Raw genomic sequence first — 22,505 nt, 5'->3', positions numbered from 1 at the left:
CAGGATCGGGAAAGGGATCGGGATCGATTTTAATAGTGGAGCATACAATGCAAGTTTTCAAACGAATCGTTTACCTAATTTTCATTGGTAGTTTTATTTTTCTCATCATTTTTGCTTTTTTGCCAAAACCTGTTATCGTAGAAGCTGTTGCTGTAACACGCGGAAAACTTCAGGTTACGATCAATGAAGATGGTAAAACACGCATAAAAGAACGCTATATTGTATCCGCTCCCGTAGCGGGAAAACAACAACGCATCCAGTTAAATATTGGTGATTCCGTCATTGCGGGAAAGACACTACTCACAACAATAGAGCCGAGTGAATCACCGTTACTGGACGAGAGAACACAAACGGAAAAAGTAGCACGTGTAAAAGCAGCACAAAGCAATTGCAAACAGTGTGAAGCGCAACTGAATAGAATTAGCGGTGAATTGCAATTAGCTAAATCCGAACGCGAACGCGCGCAAAAGCTTTTCAAAAGCCAGTTGTTCTCGCGACAAGATTTGGACAAAGCCATTACCACGGAACATACTCTGCAACAAGAACACAAACGCATCGAATTCGCCCAAGAAATAGCGCGTTTTGAGCTGGAAATGGCCAAAGCGGCCTTGGAAGTTCCCGAAGAAAGTAAAAGCAAACCGCGTACTCTCAACATCGTGTCTCCCGTAACCGGAAAAATACTCGATATATTCGAAAAAAATGCCATTGTTGTAGCACCAGGGACAAAGATACTCGAAATCGGCAATATGAAAAACTTGGAAATTATTAGCGACGTTCTGTCAAGTGATGCCGTTAAAATTCGTCCTGGAAATGCTGTGGTCATTGAACATTGGGGCGGAAAACCGATACGCGGTGTTGTAAAATATGTAGAGCCTTCGGCCTTTACAAAAGTATCTGCTTTGGGGGTGGAAGAGCAACGCGTCAATGTCGTCATCAACTTTAGCGCTCCTCATGGCCTGGGTGACAACTACCGTGTAGAAACGCGCATTGTCATCTGGCAAAACAAAAACGTACTCAAAATCCCTATTAATACGCTATTTCGCGTGAAAGACAAATGGGCAGTGTTTGTCATTAACGACAATACTGCACAAATGAAAATAGTGACCATCGACCACTGGGGAGAATTTTTTGTCGAAGTCAAATCGGGAGTCAAAGAGGGAGAACTCGTCATCGTTCACCCAGGAGATCAGATTGAGAACGATGTGGAAGTGGTTGTGCAGGGGAAGTAGTATTGTCATTTGTTGGTATGCGATGCCCTCACCATCGAATAAGCAGGTACACGTTGTTCAAGGGAAATAATGTGTTGATATTCGTTGGTGTGCGATGCCCTCACCATCGAATAAGCAGGTACAGCTGCGCTGTAACCTGCTATTCTCATACCTCTCCCACAGGGAGAGGTGTAATGCTTCTCTTTTGTAAAAAACTAAATTCGCTTGATTTGCGAGACAAAAGAGTGATTTCCAATTTTCTGAAATCTAGTGTTGTATATTTAACGGTAACAAAGTAAAACAGCGAGAGCAACTTAAGATGTGTTATGCCTCTCCCGTGGGAGAGGCATGAGAATTAAGGCTTTTAGCGAAGCTAAAACCTTAAATTCGATGGTGAGGGCACCAATCTGAAAACGACGCCCTAATATTTCTCACAATGCCGACAAGGCTTACCGTGTATTTTCTCTTTACCGCAATGTTTGCAATATGTGGTTATTTGCGTTGCGCGCTTCCATCTTTCCGCAAAAAAAATAGATGGACGAAATTGATTTCCACAATTTTTGCATCTAAATTTACAATCGAGTTCCGTACCGCAATCTAAACAACAATGCATACGATTTTCCTCGCAAAATACTAAACAACAACTAACTGATAACTGTCATAGATTTTTTGGCCATATTTATACATATCTTCAACAACAACATATACAGTTCCCACACCACTACACAGTGCTTTGCATTTTAATTGTAGCTCATTTGTAGAAATAGGCCATACTACATTTCCACTATAACTGTGTTTGCGGTCTTGGTATTGAGGATTGTAAACGATGATGTTACCAGGAATATATAAGAGTATCTTAGGGTATTTACTTTTTATACGCCCTTTCAGGGTAAACTCGTGTCCTGGTTTTAGAACTTCTGGCCCTACTAAACGTAATTTTAATTGTTGTGGTTTAAGACCTTGTAAAACAAAACTTAAAAGTGATGTATCTTTGCGTTGCCATGAGAGCTGTTCATTCTTTTGAGTTACTGCGTACATTAACTTCATATACGCAATGTCGGCGTGAACATTACCCAAGGAGTTATTTCCCCATTGAGTATTGACGTAATCAAACGCTTGCTGTGCCAGATGATGATCTATACGACACAGTGCATGTGTTGCCCAAACAGTGGCGGTAATGTTTCCTCCGAGAAGTTTACTGGTCCATGAGGAATCTTTCATGGTCTTCTGTAAATATCTCGTGGCTTTTTTCACTTTTATATCGTGGAGTATCGCACCTGCAGCATCAAGAGCATTGCGTGTTTTTTTGCTGAAATCTAGAGAGAGAAATAGTAAACGATTATCCTTTATATTGTTTTCCAAACATTTGTTTTGTAAATCAGTTGCGCATTTTTTGATGTCTTTGAATTTGGGAATTTCGATATATAACGACAAATATAGCAGTATAACGGTTACGAGCTGTGGTTCACGGAAGTTTAGATTTTCAATATCTGGCAAGTGCTTTTGCCATTGGAGAATTGCCTGTTCATTTTGATATTGATCACTGTCGATTTTTCCTTCGGCAGTCAGTTTGTATAGCACTCCTAAGGCGTAGAGTTTTGCGGCAACATGGTCTAATCCACAGAAAGGATCGTCTTTGATATTGGTGGCTATTTCGCGAATCAGTCCATAACCATTGCGATACACACGAACATCGGCAGAAATATTTTCCGGTGTTACTTTTTCAATAACGCTATGAGTTTCCTCCCGTTCTAAGAGAGGATCTACTTTGTGAACTTGTTTTTTATCTCCCAGATTTAAAGTAAATACATCGGGTTCATGGACTTTAATCGAAACTGTTTCATTGCCCGCTTGGCCTTCGACAATCACCCCTTTGTTTTGCGAATGTACCGAAAAAGGTACAGATAACTGCGAACAAAAAGTAATTGGTATATCACAGTGGTCTTTTTCGCCTATCTTTTCCGGAAAACTACATTCTATTTTCATGGAATGAATAACGCGAATCGCAATTGTTTTCTCAATAAAAAAATTACCATCACTTGCCAAAAATGTAAACTTTTGTGTCCCCTCTTGAGGCATTGCCTTTAGTTCAATTTGCCCACTTTGCGAAAAATCGTAATCGCCAATATATGTGTAGTAACGACTATTTATATTCAGGTCGGAGGGCAGCACATTCCACATTGTACTTTGTGAGTGCTGACAGTGTAATGTATTGTCGCGCATGGCAAGCTGATCTTTTAATGAGTAGAAAAGTACATTTTTGTCACGCGACAAAATATAAAGCTTTCCACTAAAGTCACTACTCACATCTACCGAAAATTTTAAATTTGGTTGGACCTCTTCCGGGAAAGATACGCGAAACTTTGGTGGTGGGCAAATTAAAGGAAAGGCGACTTCCACACCACGTTCTTGTGCTTTTTTTTTCGCAAAGCGTGCTGCCCCGAAGTATGCTCCCCCAACAAATTTCGGTATGGAAACCTCCAAGTATTGTGTATTATTTTCCCGAAAAATGTCAACAGCATCTGCACCAATAGGTTGTGTAACAACGCTCATTTCTTGGCAACTATATTTGGTATCAATACATAACTTCTTCTTTGTTACTTGGTACTGATAACCTACCTTTTCTAACGGAGAATAAAATCGTTCAACGATTTGCTGCCATGAAGCTGTTTTTTGTGTCTTAACGGTGATTACCCAAGATTGCTCGCCCATTTTTAAAAACACATACTTATATGGCGTAAGTACCTCCAGGTTTTTCCAGTAACAGTAAAGGCGATTACCTTTCTGCTCTATGATGTTGCATTTACGGTGATTTTGTGTGTGTAAATCGTATAGGTCGACTTGAGGTGTACCACTGACACCATACCCCCAACCATCCGCAACACGTAACACGATTTCCAACTCACGTTCCGCAACCCAACGTTGTGTCACACATGACACACTAAGTTCGTCATTACCATCAGCGACGAAAAATTTACAAGTACTTTCCGTGTATTTAGTGCGTACAATAGCTTCGTACATACCTGTTTCATTTAAGGTCTTTTTTAAAATCTCTAAACCATTGACATCGATGGTATTTGTATCGTATTGTTTGCCATTCTTTTTTAATTCAAAAGTGACAGAACGTGGACTAAAAACCACAAAAACTACGGTGGTATTTTTCTCATAAATAATGGCGCTGGTGGTCACAAGTAGTAGTTCTCTAGGGAAAAGTAATTTATTGCTTTGCCATCGTAGATGATCGTTTTCCCACGCAAAAATATTGAGAGGGATGAATCCACATTTATGGCAAAAGGATAATTCCTTTTGATAAGTGTGGCATACAGGACATACAGAAGAACAAAGATCTCTCAAAACACGTTCCACATCGAGTTTATCGGATTTTCCCCATAGTTCAAGCAAGGTTTGCTGTGGTTTCACCTGTACATCTATTCGTGCGCGCCACTCCGTTACTTGTGCACTTAAATCAGGATACTTTTCCTCCACATGGCAAAGTAGTTTTTTACACCGTGAGTACTTACACAAATAAAAGTAACAAATACTTTGTCCAAGAAGACTCTCCTTTTCATTTTCACTACGAAATTTTTTATAGCCTTTCATGGCCAATTTTGGCAACACAGAGCGTAATGAACGGTTCATAAAAAAAACCGCAGAACTGTCTTTACTCGTAACGATGAGCCATTTGAAAAACTTATATGCTTTATGTGATTTCGTAATGGCTTGCGAAGGATGGTGTAGAAAAATTCGCGTAATTTCTTCGATGTCTTCTCCTGTCGGTTTACGCAAAGCGTAACAACAATCAATTGCCTGGTTCCAATACCCCGCTTCAAGATATACTTCAGCCAACCCCAAATAATCTTTGCGATCTTGCGCTTGTTTTAACAGTGATTTTCCATACGCAAAGAGTGCCTTTTGATCCCATGACTTTTGCAAAAAATCGGCAATCACTAACTTTTCTGACATAGAAAGCGTCTGGCTATATTTTGTCAACAATACATTTTTAGCCAGCGTATCAAATGTTCGCTGTGGTAACTGCAACAACAAACTAATCGCTGCCGTAGTGTAAATTCCGCCATATTGTCCTAAAACGAATAAGTACTTTTCTGCTTCAGAGAAATGACGCATGTGAAAATAGATTGTCGCCAATTGAAAATAAACAACAGGGTCCCCTTGGATTGGTAACAACAAACTTTCGGCAGACTGTAAAGCGTAGCGCCAGTCTCCCTCGAAAATATGCGCCCACATACGATGCTTCACCGCATTGGGAGTAAAATTTTCTTGAAGCGGCCCCCAATTTATCTGACGAAATACGATACTCTCTGCGTGGTATTGTGCGAGAAACAGCACCAAAAAATTATCGATATCTGCGTTATCTAATTGTTCGAGGAGTTTATGGCAATGGAAGGAGTTAAAGCGCGTATGTGCACGCGGTTTTAGGACTTTAAGAAGTGCGGTAGCTACTTTATTATGCGTAGAGAAATCAATGGCTTTGTAACACTCTTCTTGTGCGAAAGCATAATTGTTACCAACATAGTAGTAACTTACAGCGCGATAATAAAATTTGATCAATTCATTCATAATTTTATCTGTGGACAAAAAAAAACGGCAGGTCAATTCCTACCGTAATTATAACAAAAACCGTATAATGATGTGTAAACAATTATTTTACAAACTCAATTACTTGCGGTTTGCCACGTCGCACGATCGCGACAGTATTTTTGGCTTTGTCATCTAAATTATCAACTATTTCTTTAAACTGTTGCGGACTCACAATTACTTCCTCATTTACTTTTAGGATTAGATCCCATTTTTGGAAGCCTGCATTCGCAAAGCGTCCGCGTGAAGAAATATTCTTGACCAAAACCCCTTGATTTTCTTTCAATTGCAATTGCGCACGTACCACTTCGTCAACTTTTTGCAATTGTAAACCGAAAATAAAGGAATTGTTTTTTAGCTGCGGCGTTTGTCTTTTTCTGTTGAAAGGGAGCATTTTTTGCCACTGGCGACGCAGACGATCAATGTCTCTTCCATTGTCTTCAGAAAAAAAGTCTTCCCATTGTCGCTGAAAGTCTTCGATATCACGAATGAAATCTTTCGGTACATGTTTGAACTGCCGACGTTTTAGGAATTCGGGAATGTCACCATCTTTGAGAAATTTTTCTACATCAAATAAATCGTCTACATTACCCGAAAAACGAAACTTGAAACGAAACCCAGGACCTTTATACTCAAATTCTTTTGCAAAAGGTGTACTTTGTTTTCGTTGCCGCTCTTCTTTTTTTACAATATTCTCTTGTTGCAATTGTTTTTCGGTGATGCGCTTAATGATTTTTGTTGCGCGCCAAGAAACTTCAGGATCTTGATGATTTTCGGCTTCGCGAAGAAGAGGTAAGGCAGTTTGCCCTATTTCCGTAAGTTTTTCCGTAGCCTCTTCGCGAACTTTAAATTCATCACTGCCGAGTTTTGCAATTAAGTCGGTAATCTCCTTTTCGCTCTGCGCAAAGGTCATTGATGTAATCAACAAACTAAAAATCATTACCCAATACTTCATGTTCTTCCTCCATAAAAAAAAGCGCCGCATGGCGCTTTTATCTAAACTTAGGAACTTTCTAAGGTAATTTTAACGGTAACCACTTGTTCATCTTTTTTCTTTACTTTAAATTCGATCGTATCACCAGCAAGCATATGGTACATACGACCAACAAGTTTTCGTGCACTTTGGATAGGAACTCCGTTAATTTCCAGTAAAGAATCTCCTGTTTCGAGACCGACTTTTGCCGCGGGAGTCTCTGCCCCAACTTTGGTAACAACAACTCCGCCTTGTGGCTGATCTTTAACATTAATTCCCATTCGACCACGTTTTTTGCCATGCTTGATGAGATTTTCACACACCCAATATACAGTATTACTAGGTATGACAAAATTAATGCCTTGTGGTAATACCATTGCGTTCCCCATTGGCTTTGAAGCGCCAAGAGTGGAACAAATAACTCCAACAAACTCACCTTTAGAGTCTACCGCTAACCCTCCTGCATCGCCAGGGTTAATCGCAGCAGTTGTCTGAATCAGTCCTAAAAGCAAATGATCATTAAACTTAACCACTCGCTCCAGACCACTTACAATACCTAAAGACGGAGAATTCTGTAGTCCGTATGGATTGCCAACTGATATCAAAAATGATCCCAGAGACAACTTCGAAGAGTCGCCCTTGACCACACATGGAAAACTTTGCGCATCTTCTACTCTCACGAGTGCTAAATTGGTTACATTATCAATGCCAACTAATTTAGCAGGAAACAACTTTCCAGATAATGTTTTAATACAAACTTTTTCCGCGCCTCTGATAGAGCTAGCAATTGTTACAACATGTCCCAGGTCGTCAAGAACAACACCTGAATGCCTGGAGAACTTGTTTTCGGAATTACAGCTTTCTACACTGACAACACTACCTTTTACTTTATCAACAATATGTTTTACAGCATTTTCTATGTCTAAGAGCGAAGGTGCTTTTGTTGTATTGTCTGTTTGACAGAATATAGAGGATATTGAAAACAACAAGCACAAATATATATGGATGTTTTTATGTACTGGCATAGTTCAAAGCCCCATTTTCTAGAACGCTGCGCTTTCAAGTTTACAATTAACAACACGATCGAGTTCATACGTCTGTTTTTGCAAATCAATTTGCATGTCTTCCACATAAAGATCTGCTGGCAACAAGCCATCTTGAGAATTCGAGTCCTGATTTGGGACACCGAAAATAATACTGGTAAAACTAACATTTGCAGAAAAAATCGAGTTACTCTTATCCATATTGAACGGTCCGACAATAGCAACTATAAATATAAGTGCACAAGCGATCGCAAAGCCTCGTCGTAAATACAAATTTGGATACGTTACTTTTGGAACATTGATGGCAAGGTTACTGCTTTTTTGCTCTTTCATCTTGGATTTAATGTCACGCCAATAATCGTCAAAGTTCTCTTCTTTTAGTTTGGTGCTCCCAAGTAACTGTAGATTTCCGCGATGAAATTCGTATTTGTTTTGTTCTTGTTTATATGACTTGCTAATGCGATGCTGTAGACTCTTCCCGAAAATGGGAAGCTCGTCTTTTGTCAAACTCAAAGGAATAAATTTGCGAATAAACCATTGAAACATGTTTTTTTAACCCTAAAATATAAATCATTTTGATTATACTGGAGATTTTGACCCCTCTGTTTTTTCCCATATATCCTTAAAAATCTGCCTACCACGGAATAAGCGCCAACGTATGGTATTATGATTACAATTGAGAATATCCGCGACTTCCTTACAGTCATAGTCCTCAATATCTCGTAAAATAAGAATTGCTTTATATTTCGGAGGAATTTGCTCCAAAACATTGTAGATTTTTTGCAAAAGCTCCATTTTTTCGAGATTGACTTCGTGACTTGGCTTTTCGTCGCAAATTTCTCCAATATCTTCCGTCGAGATAGCACGATTTCGGTTTTTAAACCTGCGAAGATGGTCAATGCATAGGTTAACAACTATACGATATAACCATGTATAGAAGTTACTCATTAAATTGAACTTATTGATGGATTTATAAACGCGTATGAAAGCATCCTGAGAAATATCCCGGGCTTCTTCATAATTATTTACCATCTGATAAGCAATCCAAATCGCTTTGTCCTGGTACCGTTTAACAAGTTGCTTAAATGCTTCTTCGTCTCCCTGTTGGCACCTCTTAATGATATCTGTATCTTCTTTATCGGCCATGGTACTTTTCTATCTAGTAATAGACTAAGTTAGTCAGTTTCGTAAACTCTATGTTAACGAAACAATCCTGGAAAACGTTCAAAGAACGCTTCTATTATTTTATCGGATTACATGGGAAAGTAAAACGAAATTTAGTTTCGTCCAAAAGGGTTTCAAGTTAGGTTAAGTACAAAACTTGCTATTTTAAATCGATCACTAAATCTTTTTCTTGGCCTTTGCGAAAGAGCTTTAGTTTTAGCTTACTTCCTGATTTCAGTTGCGAAATAATCTTGTTACCATAATTGCTGGAAGTTACCTTTTGACCATTGATCTCCATGAGGATATCCCATTTCTGTACACCTTTTTTTGAGGCCAAACCGTCGACTTGTGAAACCAAAGCACCATAGTCTTTTTCGTAGCCTTCGCGTTGCTTTAGAGGCTCAGGGATAGGGATGAGTAACATTCCCAATTCAACAGCAGTGTCATTTTCCATCAAATCATCGAGAAGATTATCAATTTCCGCATCTTCATCAGAGTCATCTTCTTCTGTTTCATCGTTATTTTCATTTGGCACAAGATCTTTTAGCATATCTTGTAAATTTTTTCCCAATTCGCGCATTGATTCAGGATCTTTTTGTAAATTCTCAAGTTGTTTGCGAAGTTTATTCTGCATTTGCTTCATCATCTCGCGTTGCTCTTTAGGCAAATGTCCAAACATCTGTTCCATTTGTTTTTCCATAAGTTTCTCAAGGTCGCTATTTCCAGAAAACATTTTTCGCAGAGGATTGGCTCTTTTTTCACCATACAGCTTTCCACCAAGTTTGACATCCACATCTTTTTTCTCGCGTTTACTTAATATGCTAAAACGCACTGTAAAACCAGGCTTCATACTGCGAATGAGCTTTTGTAATTGTGCAGGAGAAGAAACTTTATTTCCGGCAATGGAAAGAATAATATCCATTTTCTCAATACCAGCCTTGGCTGCTGGTCCGTCCATTTCGACTTCTGTAACTAAAACACCTTCGTTTGGTTCTAAATCAAGAAGTGTGCGCAACCCTTCGCTAATTTCTTTCAAACTAGCTCCCAGGTATCCTTCTTGGCGAAGACCTGCAAGACGACGATCTACTTGGTTGATTAATTCTTCGCGTACATCTTTAAGTTTTTTATCGATCTCAGTAATCATTTCGCGGCGTAACTCTTCTTTGACCTTATCCAAAGAAGCGTCTTCTTGGCAAAAGACAACGCCAAACAAAAATATAAACAACACATACATTCTGTACATTAACAATCTCCTTCACATTTAAAATTATGCTTTTGGCAGCACAATAGAGGTAAAAAAGTCAAAATTTTGAATATAGAGAGGATTTGGCGGTCTAAAAAAGTAATGTAATTTATACATTGAAATTTTTAAATTTTGCCGGTGTACCATCTCCAAGTGTGAATTGAAAATCGTATACAAGGCCAAAACTCTATAAAACACAAATTTTGAGGCGCTTTTACTTCCTTATACTATTACGCATTTTTTGCAATAATTGTTTGAACTATAAATAAAATAATTTTTTATGACACAACGTGTTATATCAAAAATGAACGACGAATCTAAACAACAAAAAAGCATTTCCCCTACGTAATCCCTTGTTAAACTGGGGATGATGGCGTTCACAAATGAACAACAAATCGTGGATTCCGACTTTCGCAGAAATGACCGTTATCAACATTTCTGCGCAATGGAAACCAAATAATATTTCTAAAACGGACTCGTATCCAAAAAACGATACTGTAGCGCCTCGGCAACATGTTTGCGCCTCACCACCTCGCTTTGGTCAAGATCAGCAATGGTGCGGCTAATTTTTAAAATTTTTTGATACGACCTCGCGCTAAAACCACTCGATTCATTTGCTTTCTTTATTAAGCTTTCACTTTCTTCGCATAATTTGCAAAATTTTTTTATCAAATTTAGCGACATTTGTGCATTTGTTTTTATGTTGTGGGTAGCAAAACGCTTTTCTTGTCGTGTACGAGCCTCAATAACCAGACGACGCATTTCACTAGAGCTCGTAGATGTTTGCGATTGAATGAGAAACTGTTGTTCCACACGTCTTACGTTTATATGTAAATCAAAACGATCTAACAAAGGACCAGAGATGCGTTTTTGGTATCTTTGCACCATATACTCGGGACAATTGCACATACGATGCTCATCGCCATAGTAACCACAAGGGCAAGGGTTCATCGCCGCAACAAGTGTAAATTTACACGGGAACAACACTTTATACTGCGCACGCGAAATGGTCACCCCACCATCTTCGAGTGGCTGACGTAACATATCCAACGTTTTGCGCGAAAATTCTGGCAATTCATCGAGAAACAGCACTCCATTATGCGCAAGACTTATCTCTCCAGGTTGCGGAAAGCTTCCCCCACCCACAAGAGCAACACTACTTATGTTATGGTGTGGTGCGCGAAATGGAGGCTTTTTCACAAGACCGTTCGCCAAACCGGCGACGCTGTAAACTTGAGTAGACTCTATAGACTCGCTTTCGCTAAGTGTTGGTAGTATCGTCGCAAAACGTTTGGCAATCATCGACTTACCACATCCCGGTGAGCCACACAACAAAAAATGATGCTGTCCTGCTGCGGCAATTAAAACCGCGCGTTTTACCATCTCTTGGCCCACCACCTCATTGTAGTCAAAGTGATATTTTTTGTCCTCGTTTTTTGTTGCGGTTTTGATATATTTCTCGCGAAAAATATTGTCAATACTGCGTAGTGAATGGATAGGGTAGACATCTATATTGTTTACCACCGCCGCTTCCGCAGCATTGTCCTTTGCACACACGAACTTTTTCAAGCCATACGATTGCGCTGCAAGGGCCATACTCAAAATTCCGGGTACCGCTCGTACACTACCATCAAGAGCAAGCTCACCTATAATCACTGTATCATGAAATGGCGTATTGTCCATTTGTCCACTCGCCATTAACAACCCCAACGCAATAGGCAAATCGTAACGTGGTCCTTGTTTCTTAATATTCGCAGGTGCAAGGTTTATCAGTATTCGCGCATACGGAAACTCGAAACCTGAATTATTGATCGCTGTGCGCACGCGGTACTTTGCCTCGCGAATCGCCGTATCGGGAAGTCCTACGATATCAAAGCGCGGTAGCTTATTGCTTATGTCAATTTCTATCTCGATGAGGATTCCATCGACACCAACAACGGTCATGCTCCACAATTTAGAAAGCATTCAAATACTCCTTTGCAATAGTAATTATGTTACAAAAAAGTATTATAAGAATGCTTGCGACAAGTCAGTGGCCGCTTTTAACGCAAACTGGCCACACTGTAACCCGACCAATCTTTTAATTTGCGATGTGCGTGTTTCGACCAGTAGTATTGGTGTCGTCTATCTATTCTTTGTAAGTGGGAAAAAGCGCGGTAAAAATCCGCCAGTGCAATCGACAACCACAAACGATGATTTTGCCGTTTTCGAACATCGTAAAAAGCACACTGCCCATTGATATTACCTAACTTTCCTGATTTTTCATAAGCAGCCACTCTTTCGTTGCCATTAAACACTCTTCCGCACGCAAGTACCGCTCGCGAAGTAGAGTCGTCACTATACATAACTTTTTTACTTAATCTAAATGCCTTTTCATGTTTGCCAAATTCAATGTAGTAGCTCAATAAGTTGGGAAAAAAATCTTGGCAACCGTGTTTTTCGTAAGCCTCTTCGAAAAGCTTACCGCCCAGCGTTTTCTTTTGCAAATACCATAAATAGACCGCTTTTGCTGACTTTTCTTCTGCGGTTTGTGGATTTTCCGGTACCATATTCTTCACAATGCGCAAGGTATCTGCGATTTCTTTTTGCCTTGCTTCGTTTTTATCATCTGGCTTCTCATACACAAAATATAGCACGGTCATGTACAGCTGAGATGCATAGATGTAGTACACAAAGTTGTCGGGATCTAAACGTATCGCCTCACGAATTTCACACCATGCAAGATCAACATAGAAACAATCAAACAGCATGCGAAAATTATCAAAATGGTGTTGCGCTTTTAACTTGTTTTTATCTAACCCTTTTTCTATAAAACCTTCCAAATCATAAAGGCTATATGCCAGCAATTGCTGCTGTTTGTTTTGTAATCTTTTCAACCACTTCTCTGCATCAGCAGACCTTTTTGCTAAATGACTTTGACACACAGCGCGAATCGCACGTGCGTACCCTTCGTTTGCAATAGGTTCAAAGGAAGTTTTATCCATCGCAGCAACCGAACATTTTGCATCGAGATGTCCTTTGTTTGCCGCTGTAAGATACGAACGATAGCTGTCGCGCTTTTCTAGTTTGCAAAGATATGCATGCTTCTCATATAAACTAGGTGACTTTTTCTTTATACTTAAAAAGAAACGTTGTGCATAATCAAAACCTTTTTCATGGTAGTATAGACCCAATAACCTCTCTGCAGCTTGCGAATAAGAGGATTTTTTCCAACACTTCTCAAATTCCGCGATGAGTTCTGCGCGTGTGGCAGATTTTTTCATCTGTTTTATCAACGCCAAAGAGTAAATATCTAAAAAATCCTCACTCGATTGAAGACGCGCAAAAAACTCCGCGGTTAAGATCGAAGAAAACTCTTTCTGGATAAGTTTTCTCTTGAGTTTGATGATAGGATCATCCCAACCATAGCGTATAAAACATGAATTTAAGTGCCAAGCGTGAACATAGTATGCCGGACGAGGATTCTGCGCGATGGCGTTTTTCAAATGTTGCCATGCTTCTTCAAGTTCGTATTTTTCGTAACTATCTAAGTATCGAGCAAAGTGTTGTTGCGCCTCTTTGGTGGCGCTATTGGTCGTTTTTTCATATGGGATTTCTTCGGTACTTTGTTGCAAAAAAATCCCCAGCAAAGCAAAAATGAACACCACAGCGGCAACAACGATTCCGACAATGTGCAAAGACCCACCTTGCTTACTACGACTTCTTGTACGCATACCGTTTTGGAAATTACGCAGATCTCGTGCAAACTGTGCGGCATTTTCGTAGCGTTGTTCTTTATTTTTTGCCAACGCTTTTTTACAAATGCGTTGCAACTCTCCCGATACGTTTCCGGTGAACTCCGGTTTGTCGTTTAAAATCGCGAACAATAAATTTTCATGGCTTTTTGCCTCGAACAAATTACGCTTGTACACAATTTCATAAAGAATGACCCCCAAAGAATAAATATCCGTAGTTTTGTCTACAGGCTTACCAAAAATTTGCTCTGGAGAAGCGTATTTCACTGTCCCCATTACATCCCCTGTTTTGGTCAGTGTACCACTAGAGTCCATCATTTTTGCAAGACCAAAATCCATCACAACAGGCTCTCCCTCTTTTGTCACCAATATATTGCTTGGTTTTAAATCGCGATGGATAATGCCATTTTCATGCATGTAATGTACTGCTCTCGCAACTTTCATAAGTACGTCAATCGTTTGCTTGCGTGAATGCTGTTGTTGATACTCTCTTAGAGTGCAACCATCGACATATTCCATTGTAAAAAATAACTGCGGCTGTGAAAAAACATCGTAAATATGAATAATATTCTTATGTCGCAAAGCCAAAAGCGCTTGTGCTTCGCGTAAAAAACGCGTTTTTTGTTTGTCATTGGCACTTTCACCTGCCAACAAAACCTTGATGGCAACTTCCGTATCTAAGTTTTTATCATACGCTTTGTAAACGCGCCCCATACCTCCTTGACCGATTTCTTTCAAGATTTTGTAACGCTGAACAATTGATTGATTTTGTGTGACATCCATTTTTCACCGTATTCTGATTATTTTTCTAAACATGCTAGATTCTACAAACTTACCACGATTCTTTGTGTTAAAGACGTGTTTACACTGTAAACAAAAAATATATTACAAACAAGAAAACTTTCGCCTTTTTAGAAAAACTTCATCGTTCTGAGCCGATTTTTGTTATACTTGAAAATATAGTATATAGAATACGTTCATACATCTTATTTTGATATTTTTTGGGGTATGAACTTTACATAAACTATTATTCAAACAAAAAACATACTTTGCTCGTTTGATATATAGATATATCTTTCGACAGAAAGTTTGTTCTTTGTCAAAAAACCATTTTGTTATGTAATTTCAGAGAATACATACTCGATAATCAAAATATCTAGAGTTTATCTAAAAATATGCCAAAAAATAAAAATTTAAAAGTTTTAGTCATCGGTGGTGGAATCCTAGAGCACTCACTGGTTTGGAAACTAAAACAATCACCCAAAGTAGCAGAGATATATGCCGCTCCTGGAAATGAAGGGATGCGTGACATTGCGGAATGCTTAAATATTCCCGAAACAGATTACTTTCAGATATTAAAATTCGCCAAAGAACAAAAAATCGACCTAACACTTGTAGGCCCCTACCGCCTTATTGCTGACGGGATTGCGGATCAATTTCACAAAGAAAAGCTGCGTATTTTTGCTCCGCGTGCAAAACAAGCCGAGATAGGAGCTAGTCGTGTAGTTGCTAAAGAACTTATGCGACACTACTCCATACCAACTTCTCCATACCATGTATTTGAAAATATTGATGGAGTCATGAATTTTTGCGAACATGCGCAATTTCCTCTAGTGCTAAAAATAGAGGGGACGGCTCTTGCGGGAACAGTGGTATGTCATTCCATGGAGCATGTCGTTTCCCACTTAGACAAAGTAATGAAGCAAAAAGTTTTTGGTGAAGCAGGGGAGCGCGTCATTATCGAAAATTTTATTCATGGTGACATTATCTCCATGACAATATTGATTGATCGCCAGACAATAATCCCCTTCCCAGCATGCCAAATTGTCAGAGAATTTGTCGATGGTAATCGCTACCCAATAAAATTGGGAGCATTTTCTCCGGTAAATTGTGCGTCCCCAAGAATGATACACCACATTGAACGTGAAGTCATTGTACCACTTGTACATGCGATCAATCGGCAATATCATTCCTACAAAGGTTTTCTCACCGTCGATATGGTTATAACGGAAAAGGGTGCACGTGTTTTGGACTTCAAAATCCAATGGAGCGATATATTGGCACAAGTTTTGCTAAATGTATATCAGGGTGACTTTGTTGATTTGATACTTCATACTTTAAATGGTACACTAGAAAATCTCAATATCCAGTGGAGCAAGCACTCTGTGGTAGGACTTGTTGCCGCAAAAGAAAATCAAATCAAATCAGCCGGGGGGCATGTAAAACTTCCGATCTTCCCCATGGATGAAGAAGATGAAAACACCAAGGTTTTTTGTGGGAAAACCAAACGAATGCGTGACACAGTTTGGGGAACAGGAGAAAGAATTCTAGGAATCGTCTCCACAGGGAAAACCGTAAACGGAACCTATAAAAATATGCAAGAGAGTGTCGCTTACAATGACTTAAAAGAAGATATTGTATTTCGCATTCCACAAATAACGAATAAAAACAAAAATAAATAATCTTTAATATGTGAATCGATTTATGAAAACTAAAGACATTATTATATTTTTTGCGATAGTCATCACTCTGTTTGTAGTGGACATTGCGAGCAAAAAGTATGTTTTTGATTATTTTTCGGTTGTCATTGCTGACGCCGCTCCTCAAGATAAAGACATGAGGATACTCTATGACGATCAAAAACCTTATGTTTACGTAAAAAAAGACTACGAACCTTTGGAAATTTTACACGCATACAAAAAATTTACCATCGACATGAAATATAAGTCGGAACTATATCACCGTCGCGTGAGTCCAACTTTAAAGAAAATTTTCAAAGAACAGGGATACGAAATAAAAGATCGCGCCTTTATCCAAAGGGCAAAAGACATGTGGATTGTGAAAGATTGGCAAAACGGCAAACGTTTTTTTGTAAAACCTCAAGAAGACAAACTACATGTTTCCTCTTCTTTTTTTAGTTTTCTCATTGTGATGAATCGCGGTGCGATTTGGGGAATTTTACAGGGCCAAACAATTGTTTTAACGATATTTTCACTTGTTGCGATTTGTTTCATCTTGTTTATTGTTTTTCGCAATGACAAAAGCAAACCGTACATGATTCCACTGGCATTTATTACCTCTGGGGCATTCGGAAATTTATGGGATAGGACATTTTTTAATGGAGTGCGAGATTTTTTAGATTTCAATCTCGGATTTATGCAATGGCCAACCTTCAACTTTGCAGATGTATTTATTGTAACAGGAGTAATTTTATATTGTTTAATCGAACTTTATATCTCATATAAAGAAAAGCATAGAAAGGATGCATAAGAAATGGCAACCGCTACTATTGAAACAAAATTTGGAAATATTGAATTGGAATTCTTGCCAGACGTAGCTCCAAAGCACGTAGAAAATTTTATCAAATTGGCAAAAGAGGGATTTTACGATGGCTGTACTTTTCACCGTGTTATTCCAGGTTTTATGGTTCAGGGAGGAGATCCTAACTCTAAGAGCAATGATCGTTCAAGACATGGAACCGGTGGACCAGGATACAACGTAAATGCCGAATTTAACAATACTCCTCACAAAAGAGGAATCTTATCAATGGCAAGATCAAGTGATCCGAACAGTGCTGGTAGCCAATTTTTTATTGTAGTAAAAGATTCCTTGTTTTTAGATAAGCAATATACTGTCTTTGGTAAAGTCTCATCCGGAATGGATGTAGCTGACCAAATTGTGTCTCAACCACGTGATGGTGCTGACAATCCTCATGATCGCATAGAAATGAAAGTTAAGATCACAGAGTAACACGCATAAGAATGTGGAGACATTCCACATTCTAAATTTCATGAGATTTAACACCGCAAACGATCACTTAGTTTAAAAATTAAGGAGATTCCAATGGAAAAACCTTATTTACCTATACAATATGGAGATGTGGACAACTTGCGCGGGCGTGCTGTAATCGCCATTGAAGTTAGCCGTGAGCCACAAAAGTTTGCGCATTCGATTATAGATATAAACGGAACAAAATTAAAAGAAGACTTAGCAGATGCTGTCGTCTATGGAAGATTGATTGTTCCCGATATATTTATTCCGTCTTATGTAAAAACCAAAACACTCAACAAAGAGATGTCGATTCAGCAGTTACGTGATTTTGCACAACAAGAATTTCGCGATTTAGTGGTTGTGTACTTTGACGAGGTGAATAACAAGCTTGCTGAAGCAATGCATGAACAAATGAGCACTCGTTACTTAATGCGCTACTACGAAGCTGTTTATTTGCGAATACTAGAGTCGATGTCAAATGAGATATTTCGTCATTACAGTCGTTACCCTTATAGTACTTACTATGTAACGTTGTTTCGTATTGCACAAGTTATTTGTTTACTTGCACGTGCGACAAAAGAAAAAAATGGTAGCGTCGAGTACTACAAAAACGAAATTCGTAACTATCAAGATCAAATTTCGATTTTAGATTTAAACAAGCTCACCGACGTGTTAACCGGAAAAAACGGTCTGGAAGCCCAAAAAGCAATCGAGGGACTAGATGCGCTATTTCTGTCTCTAAAAACAGACTACCCTTGCTGCTATAGCGGAGACGTGTTCTTTTCGTTGAACAAAGAGAGCAAAGAATGGTTGGGGCAAGGTCTCCCAAAACTATACTATCGTTTTTTTCATAGTTTGTTTTCGGAAGATTACGAGCAAGCGTCGATTTTACACCAAGAAATTGAGAACTTCGAAAATACAAGTTCGATAAAGGAATTTCATTGATATTAACTTACTTGTGTGTTTTATCACTGCTACTATGGACTTTATTGCTACTGCACCCTGATCAACCGCATTTATTTAGTGAATCGTTGCCTGAAAAACAACCGCTAAAGAATGCGCCCAAAGTTAGTATTGTAATTCCTTGCCGCAACGAAGAACAAATACTAGAAACAACTTTACAGACATTAACAAATTTGGACTATGATAATTACGAAATTATCTTAGTAGATGACTGTTCAACAGATGCTACGCGCACTATCGCAGAAAAGCAATTGCATAAACCACATGTAATTGTATCGGGAAAAGAGGTTCCCGAAGGTTGGGCAGGAAAAATGTGGGCATTGGAACAAGGTATAGCGAATGCAACAGGCGAATGGATTCTGCTCTCCGATGCAGATATTGCACATAACGAGCACTCTCTTTCGCAAATCGTTAGTTTAGCCGTACACCAAGAATATGATTTGGTATCGGTGATGGTTTCTTTGTCCACGAAATCTTTTTGGGAAAAGCTTCTCGTTCCCGCGTTCGTGTATTTTTTCAAAATTTTATATCCATTTAGGGCCATTCGCAGCAAAAAGCGCAAAGTGGCCGCAGCCGCAGGAGGCTGTGTATTAATAAAAAAAGATGTACTCCAAAACATTGGAGGGATTCGCGCGATTCATGGTGAATTGATTGACGATGTGGCTCTTGCCAAAAAAGTAAAGTCATCAGGATACAACATATCACTGTGGCTAGATAAAAATATCCGCAGCATTCGTAGTTATATTGGTCTAGAAGGACTGTGGGCCATGGTCGCGCGATCAGCATTTACCGAACTAAAATATTCCTACATGCGTTTATTAATGTGCACGTTTGGCTTAGTAGTTCTATTTATGATCCCCGTTTACACAATGATGACGGGCATCTTTACATCCCACAACCCTTTTGTCCTTTTAGGCAGCTCTGCATACATCACAATGATGATCACCTATTTACCAGCGATTCGCTTTTACAATGTGAATCTAGTGTATGCTCTGTTATTTCCTTTTATTGGCGTTCTTTACATGCTAATGACTTTAGATTCTGCACGAAAGTATACCTTTGGCGTCCGTGCCACTTGGAAAGATAGGTCCTACAAAAACTAACTTACCACAAAATAGCACTCCCATCCCACGCGAAAAATTTCGCTGAATCCTCCAGTGTTAATCCATAAATCACGTCTAACAATTGTTGTGCACACTTTTGTGGTGGAAACACAGTGCGTTTTGTACTATTGCGTACAAAGGGTTCGGAGAGTTGTGTAGCGACCGTTCCAGGGTGAAGAGCTACACATACAGTGGTTTTGGCGATGCGTTTAAATTCCAAAGCCATGTTTTTTGTAATCATATTTTGCGCTGCCTTCGAAGCGCGATACGTATACCAGCCGCCAAGTCGATTGTCTTCAATACTTCCCACACGTGCGGAAATATTTGCCCATACCGCATGGCTTCGGTGGTGAAAAAACCGATGAAAATGTTTTGCCATCAGCATTATGGAAAATGTATTCACCGCAAAGCCCTTGAACACAAAATCCATGTTGATGTCCTCAAGCTTTTTCTCCGGTTGCATTTCGCTGTCGTGTAAAATACCAGAACAATTGACCAGTAAATGCAACTCACTTGTATGTTTCGCTAAATCGTCGGAACAACTACGCACAGATTTTTCATCGGTCACATCTAAATGATAAATACGCAGGCGTTCGTTGTGAGAATTTTGCATCGCCTGTAAATTATTTTTACTTTCTTCGGAACGATAACTCGCATGAATTTTTCCTTGCGAATTTGCGAGTAACTCTTCGACAAAAGCAAGTCCAATACCGCGACCTGCGCCTTGGATAAATACCTGGGTGTCTTGTGATATAAATGTCATACATTATCCTATCTTGTGAAAAGCGCTTATATACCTGTATTTGAGGGACGGGCGGACACTAGGTACGCCCCTACATTTCGCAACACAAATAACGAGGTTTCAATTCTATATGTGGGCATTCGCGTTGGAATATTTCTATTTCTTCTTCGCGAATGTTCGTGCCATTTACTGCAATTTCTTTCAGTAAAGGCAACGACTTTAAATATTGTAATCCGCGAATGGTTATATTGGTATCGTTGAGTTCTAATGAACGAAGTTTATCATGAAATTTTAAATACTGCAAACCGTCATCTGTTATACGTGTGTTGTTCAAAACAATTTCTTTTAAATTGGGGAAGTCACTTAGATACCGAACACCTATGTTACTGATATTGGTGTTACACAACAAAAGATAGTGAAGTTTTGCCAGAGGCTTTAAAACCTCGATTCCCTTATCACTTATCTCTGTGCCACTTAAATCTAAGTAACAAAGTTCTTGTAGGTACCTTAAGTTTTTCAATGCTGTGTCACTAATTGCGGTTTTTACCAGCCTAAGACATGAAATTTTTGCCAGGCTTTGAAATACACTCATTCCTTTGTCGCTAATACTTGTATGATCCAAGAAAACAATACTTAAATTGGGAAAATATGAGAGATAATTTACTCCTTCATCGTCTACTTTTGTGTTGTCTAAGTACAACTCTGTCAATTTGGACAAAGATTCTAAATACACAAAAGCATGGCCATTCACTTGTGTCCGGCTTAAGTTCAATACTTGTAGATTAGTTAATTGACTCATATACCTTAAGCAACTACCATTTATGTCCGTAGAGGAAAGATCGAGTTCTTCCAGGTGGCGAAATTTACGTAAAATATTCAAACCGTCATCACTTACGCAAGACTCGCTTAAATTTAAGTCGCGAAGATACGAAAGATTTTGTAAATGTGTGAGAGTATCATCATTTATATCACACGATACATGAACTTCTCGTAAGTAAGTACACGATTTAAGATAGTGAAATTCTTGTGGCTTAACCGCCGTATTATATATCCCCAATTTCTTTAACTTCGAAAGTTTTTCGCAAAATCCAAGGCTTGTTATTTTTGCCCCCTCGAGTTCCAGCTCTTCAATTTCTTTATTTTCTCGTAAGTACTCAAAACCACGATCACTTACTTTTGTATAACGTAAACGTAGTGCCTTTAATCGTGGGAAAGCCGCAAAATACCTTAGATCTTCATCCGTAACCTGTGTGTTACTCAAACTAACGTCTTCTAAAGATGTAAGTTCTCGAAGATACTTAACACCACTGCTAATAGGATTTCGATTTAAGTCGATTACCCTTAAACCTTTAAGTACACTTAGATATTGCATGTCATCATCATTTATGGAAGAATTATAAAAACCTAACGAGATCAAACGCTTAAAGTATCGCAGATATTGAAGCTCTCTTTTATCAAATTCCATTAAACGCAGCTGAATTTCTTGTATATTATTTAGGTGGTAAATATTTTCCAAAATACGACCATCGACATCGACATCCCATAAATAAATGGCCTTGAGATGGGTCAGGTTTTTCAGGTATTTGAGTTCGTCGTTGACCCAAGTATGTCTTAAACGAAAGAATTCCAGATTCTTTAACTCCGCAATATGATGAAAGTCAGCGCGTTTACTTATTTTTTCTAACTCAAGATAGCAAAGGTCATCTAGTGATGTAATGTAATCAGGTATTGTACCTGATAAAGACAAACGAAAAGGTACGGAAAATCCACAATTGCGAAACGCACATCCTTCTAGATTTTCAAAATGGGCGCAATTTCGGAAACTACAATTTTCAAAGATAGAATTGCACACCGAATAGGGAGCATAATCGCTATCTAAATAAAAAGTACAACCGCGATATTCGCAGTTATTCTCAATATTTGTCAGTGATTGTCGCGCTATTTTTTTCAAAATTTTTCCTTTGT

At 38.9% G+C, this 22,505-nt stretch carries 17 protein-coding genes; 6 read left to right on the top strand and 11 right to left on the bottom strand.

Features of this window, described 5'->3' with window-relative positions; genetic code table 11:
* Positions 1 to 47 precede the first annotated feature (47 nt).
* Positions 48 to 1,229: an efflux RND transporter periplasmic adaptor subunit gene (locus tag UABAM_RS17650; protein WP_151969333.1), complete on the top strand. Its 1,182-nt coding sequence runs from the start codon at positions 48 to 50 to the stop codon at positions 1,227 to 1,229.
* Positions 1,230 to 1,234: 5 nt separating this feature from the next.
* Here UABAM_RS17650 and UABAM_RS33465 read toward each other — a convergent pair whose 3' ends face one another.
* From UABAM_RS33465 to UABAM_RS17610, 9 genes are all read right to left on the bottom strand, one after another.
* A complete protein-coding gene (locus tag UABAM_RS33465) occupies positions 1,235 to 1,378 on the bottom strand; it encodes a hypothetical protein (RefSeq protein WP_173013393.1) in 144 nt (47 codons plus the stop codon).
* Positions 1,379 to 1,841: 463 nt separating this feature from the next.
* Positions 1,842 to 5,786 (bottom strand): tetratricopeptide repeat protein, encoded by a 3,945-nt coding sequence (locus tag UABAM_RS17645; RefSeq protein ID WP_151969332.1) that lies wholly within the window; start codon positions 5,784 to 5,786, stop codon positions 1,842 to 1,844.
* Between the two features lie 82 nt (positions 5,787 to 5,868).
* A complete protein-coding gene (locus UABAM_RS17640; RefSeq protein WP_151969331.1) occupies positions 5,869 to 6,759 on the bottom strand; it encodes a hypothetical protein in 891 nt (296 codons plus the stop codon).
* Positions 6,760 to 6,806: 47 nt separating this feature from the next.
* The gene (locus UABAM_RS17635; RefSeq protein ID WP_151969330.1) at positions 6,807 to 7,802 is read right to left on the bottom strand and encodes a S1C family serine protease; all 996 of its coding nucleotides are present in this window, start codon (positions 7,800 to 7,802) and stop codon (positions 6,807 to 6,809) included.
* Between the two features lie 18 nt (positions 7,803 to 7,820).
* Complete coding sequence (locus UABAM_RS17630; protein ID WP_151969329.1) at positions 7,821 to 8,366, bottom strand: hypothetical protein; 546 nt, start codon at positions 8,364 to 8,366, stop codon at positions 7,821 to 7,823.
* Between the two features lie 33 nt (positions 8,367 to 8,399).
* Positions 8,400 to 8,966, bottom strand: coding sequence for an RNA polymerase sigma factor (locus tag UABAM_RS17625; protein WP_151969328.1), 567 nt, complete (start codon positions 8,964 to 8,966; stop codon positions 8,400 to 8,402).
* A 178-nt stretch (positions 8,967 to 9,144) separates the two neighbouring features.
* On the bottom strand, positions 9,145 to 10,227 hold the full coding sequence (locus tag UABAM_RS17620) for a PDZ domain-containing protein (protein WP_151969327.1): 1,083 nt from the start codon (positions 10,225 to 10,227) through the stop codon (positions 9,145 to 9,147).
* 465 nt (positions 10,228 to 10,692) lie between these two features.
* A complete protein-coding gene (locus UABAM_RS17615; RefSeq protein WP_151969326.1) occupies positions 10,693 to 12,192 on the bottom strand; it encodes a YifB family Mg chelatase-like AAA ATPase in 1,500 nt (499 codons plus the stop codon).
* Positions 12,193 to 12,269: 77 nt separating this feature from the next.
* On the bottom strand, positions 12,270 to 14,744 hold the full coding sequence (locus UABAM_RS17610) for a serine/threonine-protein kinase (RefSeq protein WP_151969325.1): 2,475 nt from the start codon (positions 14,742 to 14,744) through the stop codon (positions 12,270 to 12,272).
* Positions 14,745 to 15,136: 392 nt separating this feature from the next.
* Between UABAM_RS17610 and UABAM_RS17605 the strand changes: the two genes are divergently transcribed.
* The 5 genes from UABAM_RS17605 to UABAM_RS17585 all read left to right on the top strand — a co-directional run bounded on the left by UABAM_RS17605 (position 15,137) and on the right by UABAM_RS17585 (position 19,798).
* The gene (locus UABAM_RS17605) at positions 15,137 to 16,423 is read left to right on the top strand and encodes a phosphoribosylamine--glycine ligase (RefSeq protein WP_151969324.1); all 1,287 of its coding nucleotides are present in this window, start codon (positions 15,137 to 15,139) and stop codon (positions 16,421 to 16,423) included.
* A gap of 22 nt (positions 16,424 to 16,445) precedes the next feature.
* Positions 16,446 to 17,231 carry a signal peptidase II gene (gene lspA / locus UABAM_RS17600; RefSeq protein ID WP_151969323.1) on the top strand — a complete coding sequence of 262 codons (786 nt, stop codon included), beginning with the start codon at positions 16,446 to 16,448 and terminating at the stop codon, positions 17,229 to 17,231.
* A 3-nt stretch (positions 17,232 to 17,234) separates the two neighbouring features.
* Positions 17,235 to 17,711 carry a peptidylprolyl isomerase gene (locus UABAM_RS17595; protein ID WP_151969322.1) on the top strand — a complete coding sequence of 159 codons (477 nt, stop codon included), beginning with the start codon at positions 17,235 to 17,237 and terminating at the stop codon, positions 17,709 to 17,711.
* Between the two features lie 93 nt (positions 17,712 to 17,804).
* A complete protein-coding gene (locus tag UABAM_RS17590; RefSeq protein ID WP_151969321.1) occupies positions 17,805 to 18,677 on the top strand; it encodes a hypothetical protein in 873 nt (290 codons plus the stop codon).
* On the top strand, positions 18,674 to 19,798 hold the full coding sequence (locus UABAM_RS17585) for a glycosyltransferase (RefSeq protein ID WP_173013392.1): 1,125 nt from the start codon (positions 18,674 to 18,676) through the stop codon (positions 19,796 to 19,798). Before UABAM_RS17590 ends, UABAM_RS17585 begins: the two co-directional genes overlap by 4 nt.
* A 1-nt stretch (position 19,799) precedes the next feature.
* Here UABAM_RS17585 and UABAM_RS17580 read toward each other — a convergent pair whose 3' ends face one another.
* Positions 19,800 to 20,561 (bottom strand): SDR family NAD(P)-dependent oxidoreductase, encoded by a 762-nt coding sequence (locus UABAM_RS17580; RefSeq protein ID WP_151969319.1) that lies wholly within the window; start codon positions 20,559 to 20,561, stop codon positions 19,800 to 19,802.
* Positions 20,562 to 20,631: 70 nt separating this feature from the next.
* Positions 20,632 to 22,491, bottom strand: coding sequence for a leucine-rich repeat domain-containing protein (locus UABAM_RS17575; RefSeq protein ID WP_151969318.1), 1,860 nt, complete (start codon positions 22,489 to 22,491; stop codon positions 20,632 to 20,634).
* Positions 22,492 to 22,505 lie beyond the last annotated feature (14 nt).

The organism is Candidatus Uabimicrobium amorphum (assembly GCF_009002475.1).
GTDB lineage: Bacteria > Planctomycetota > Uabimicrobiia > Uabimicrobiales > Uabimicrobiaceae > Uabimicrobium > Uabimicrobium amorphum.
The sequence above is the reverse complement of the archived record's forward strand: the minus strand, read 5'-3'. Positions and strand labels throughout refer to the sequence as shown.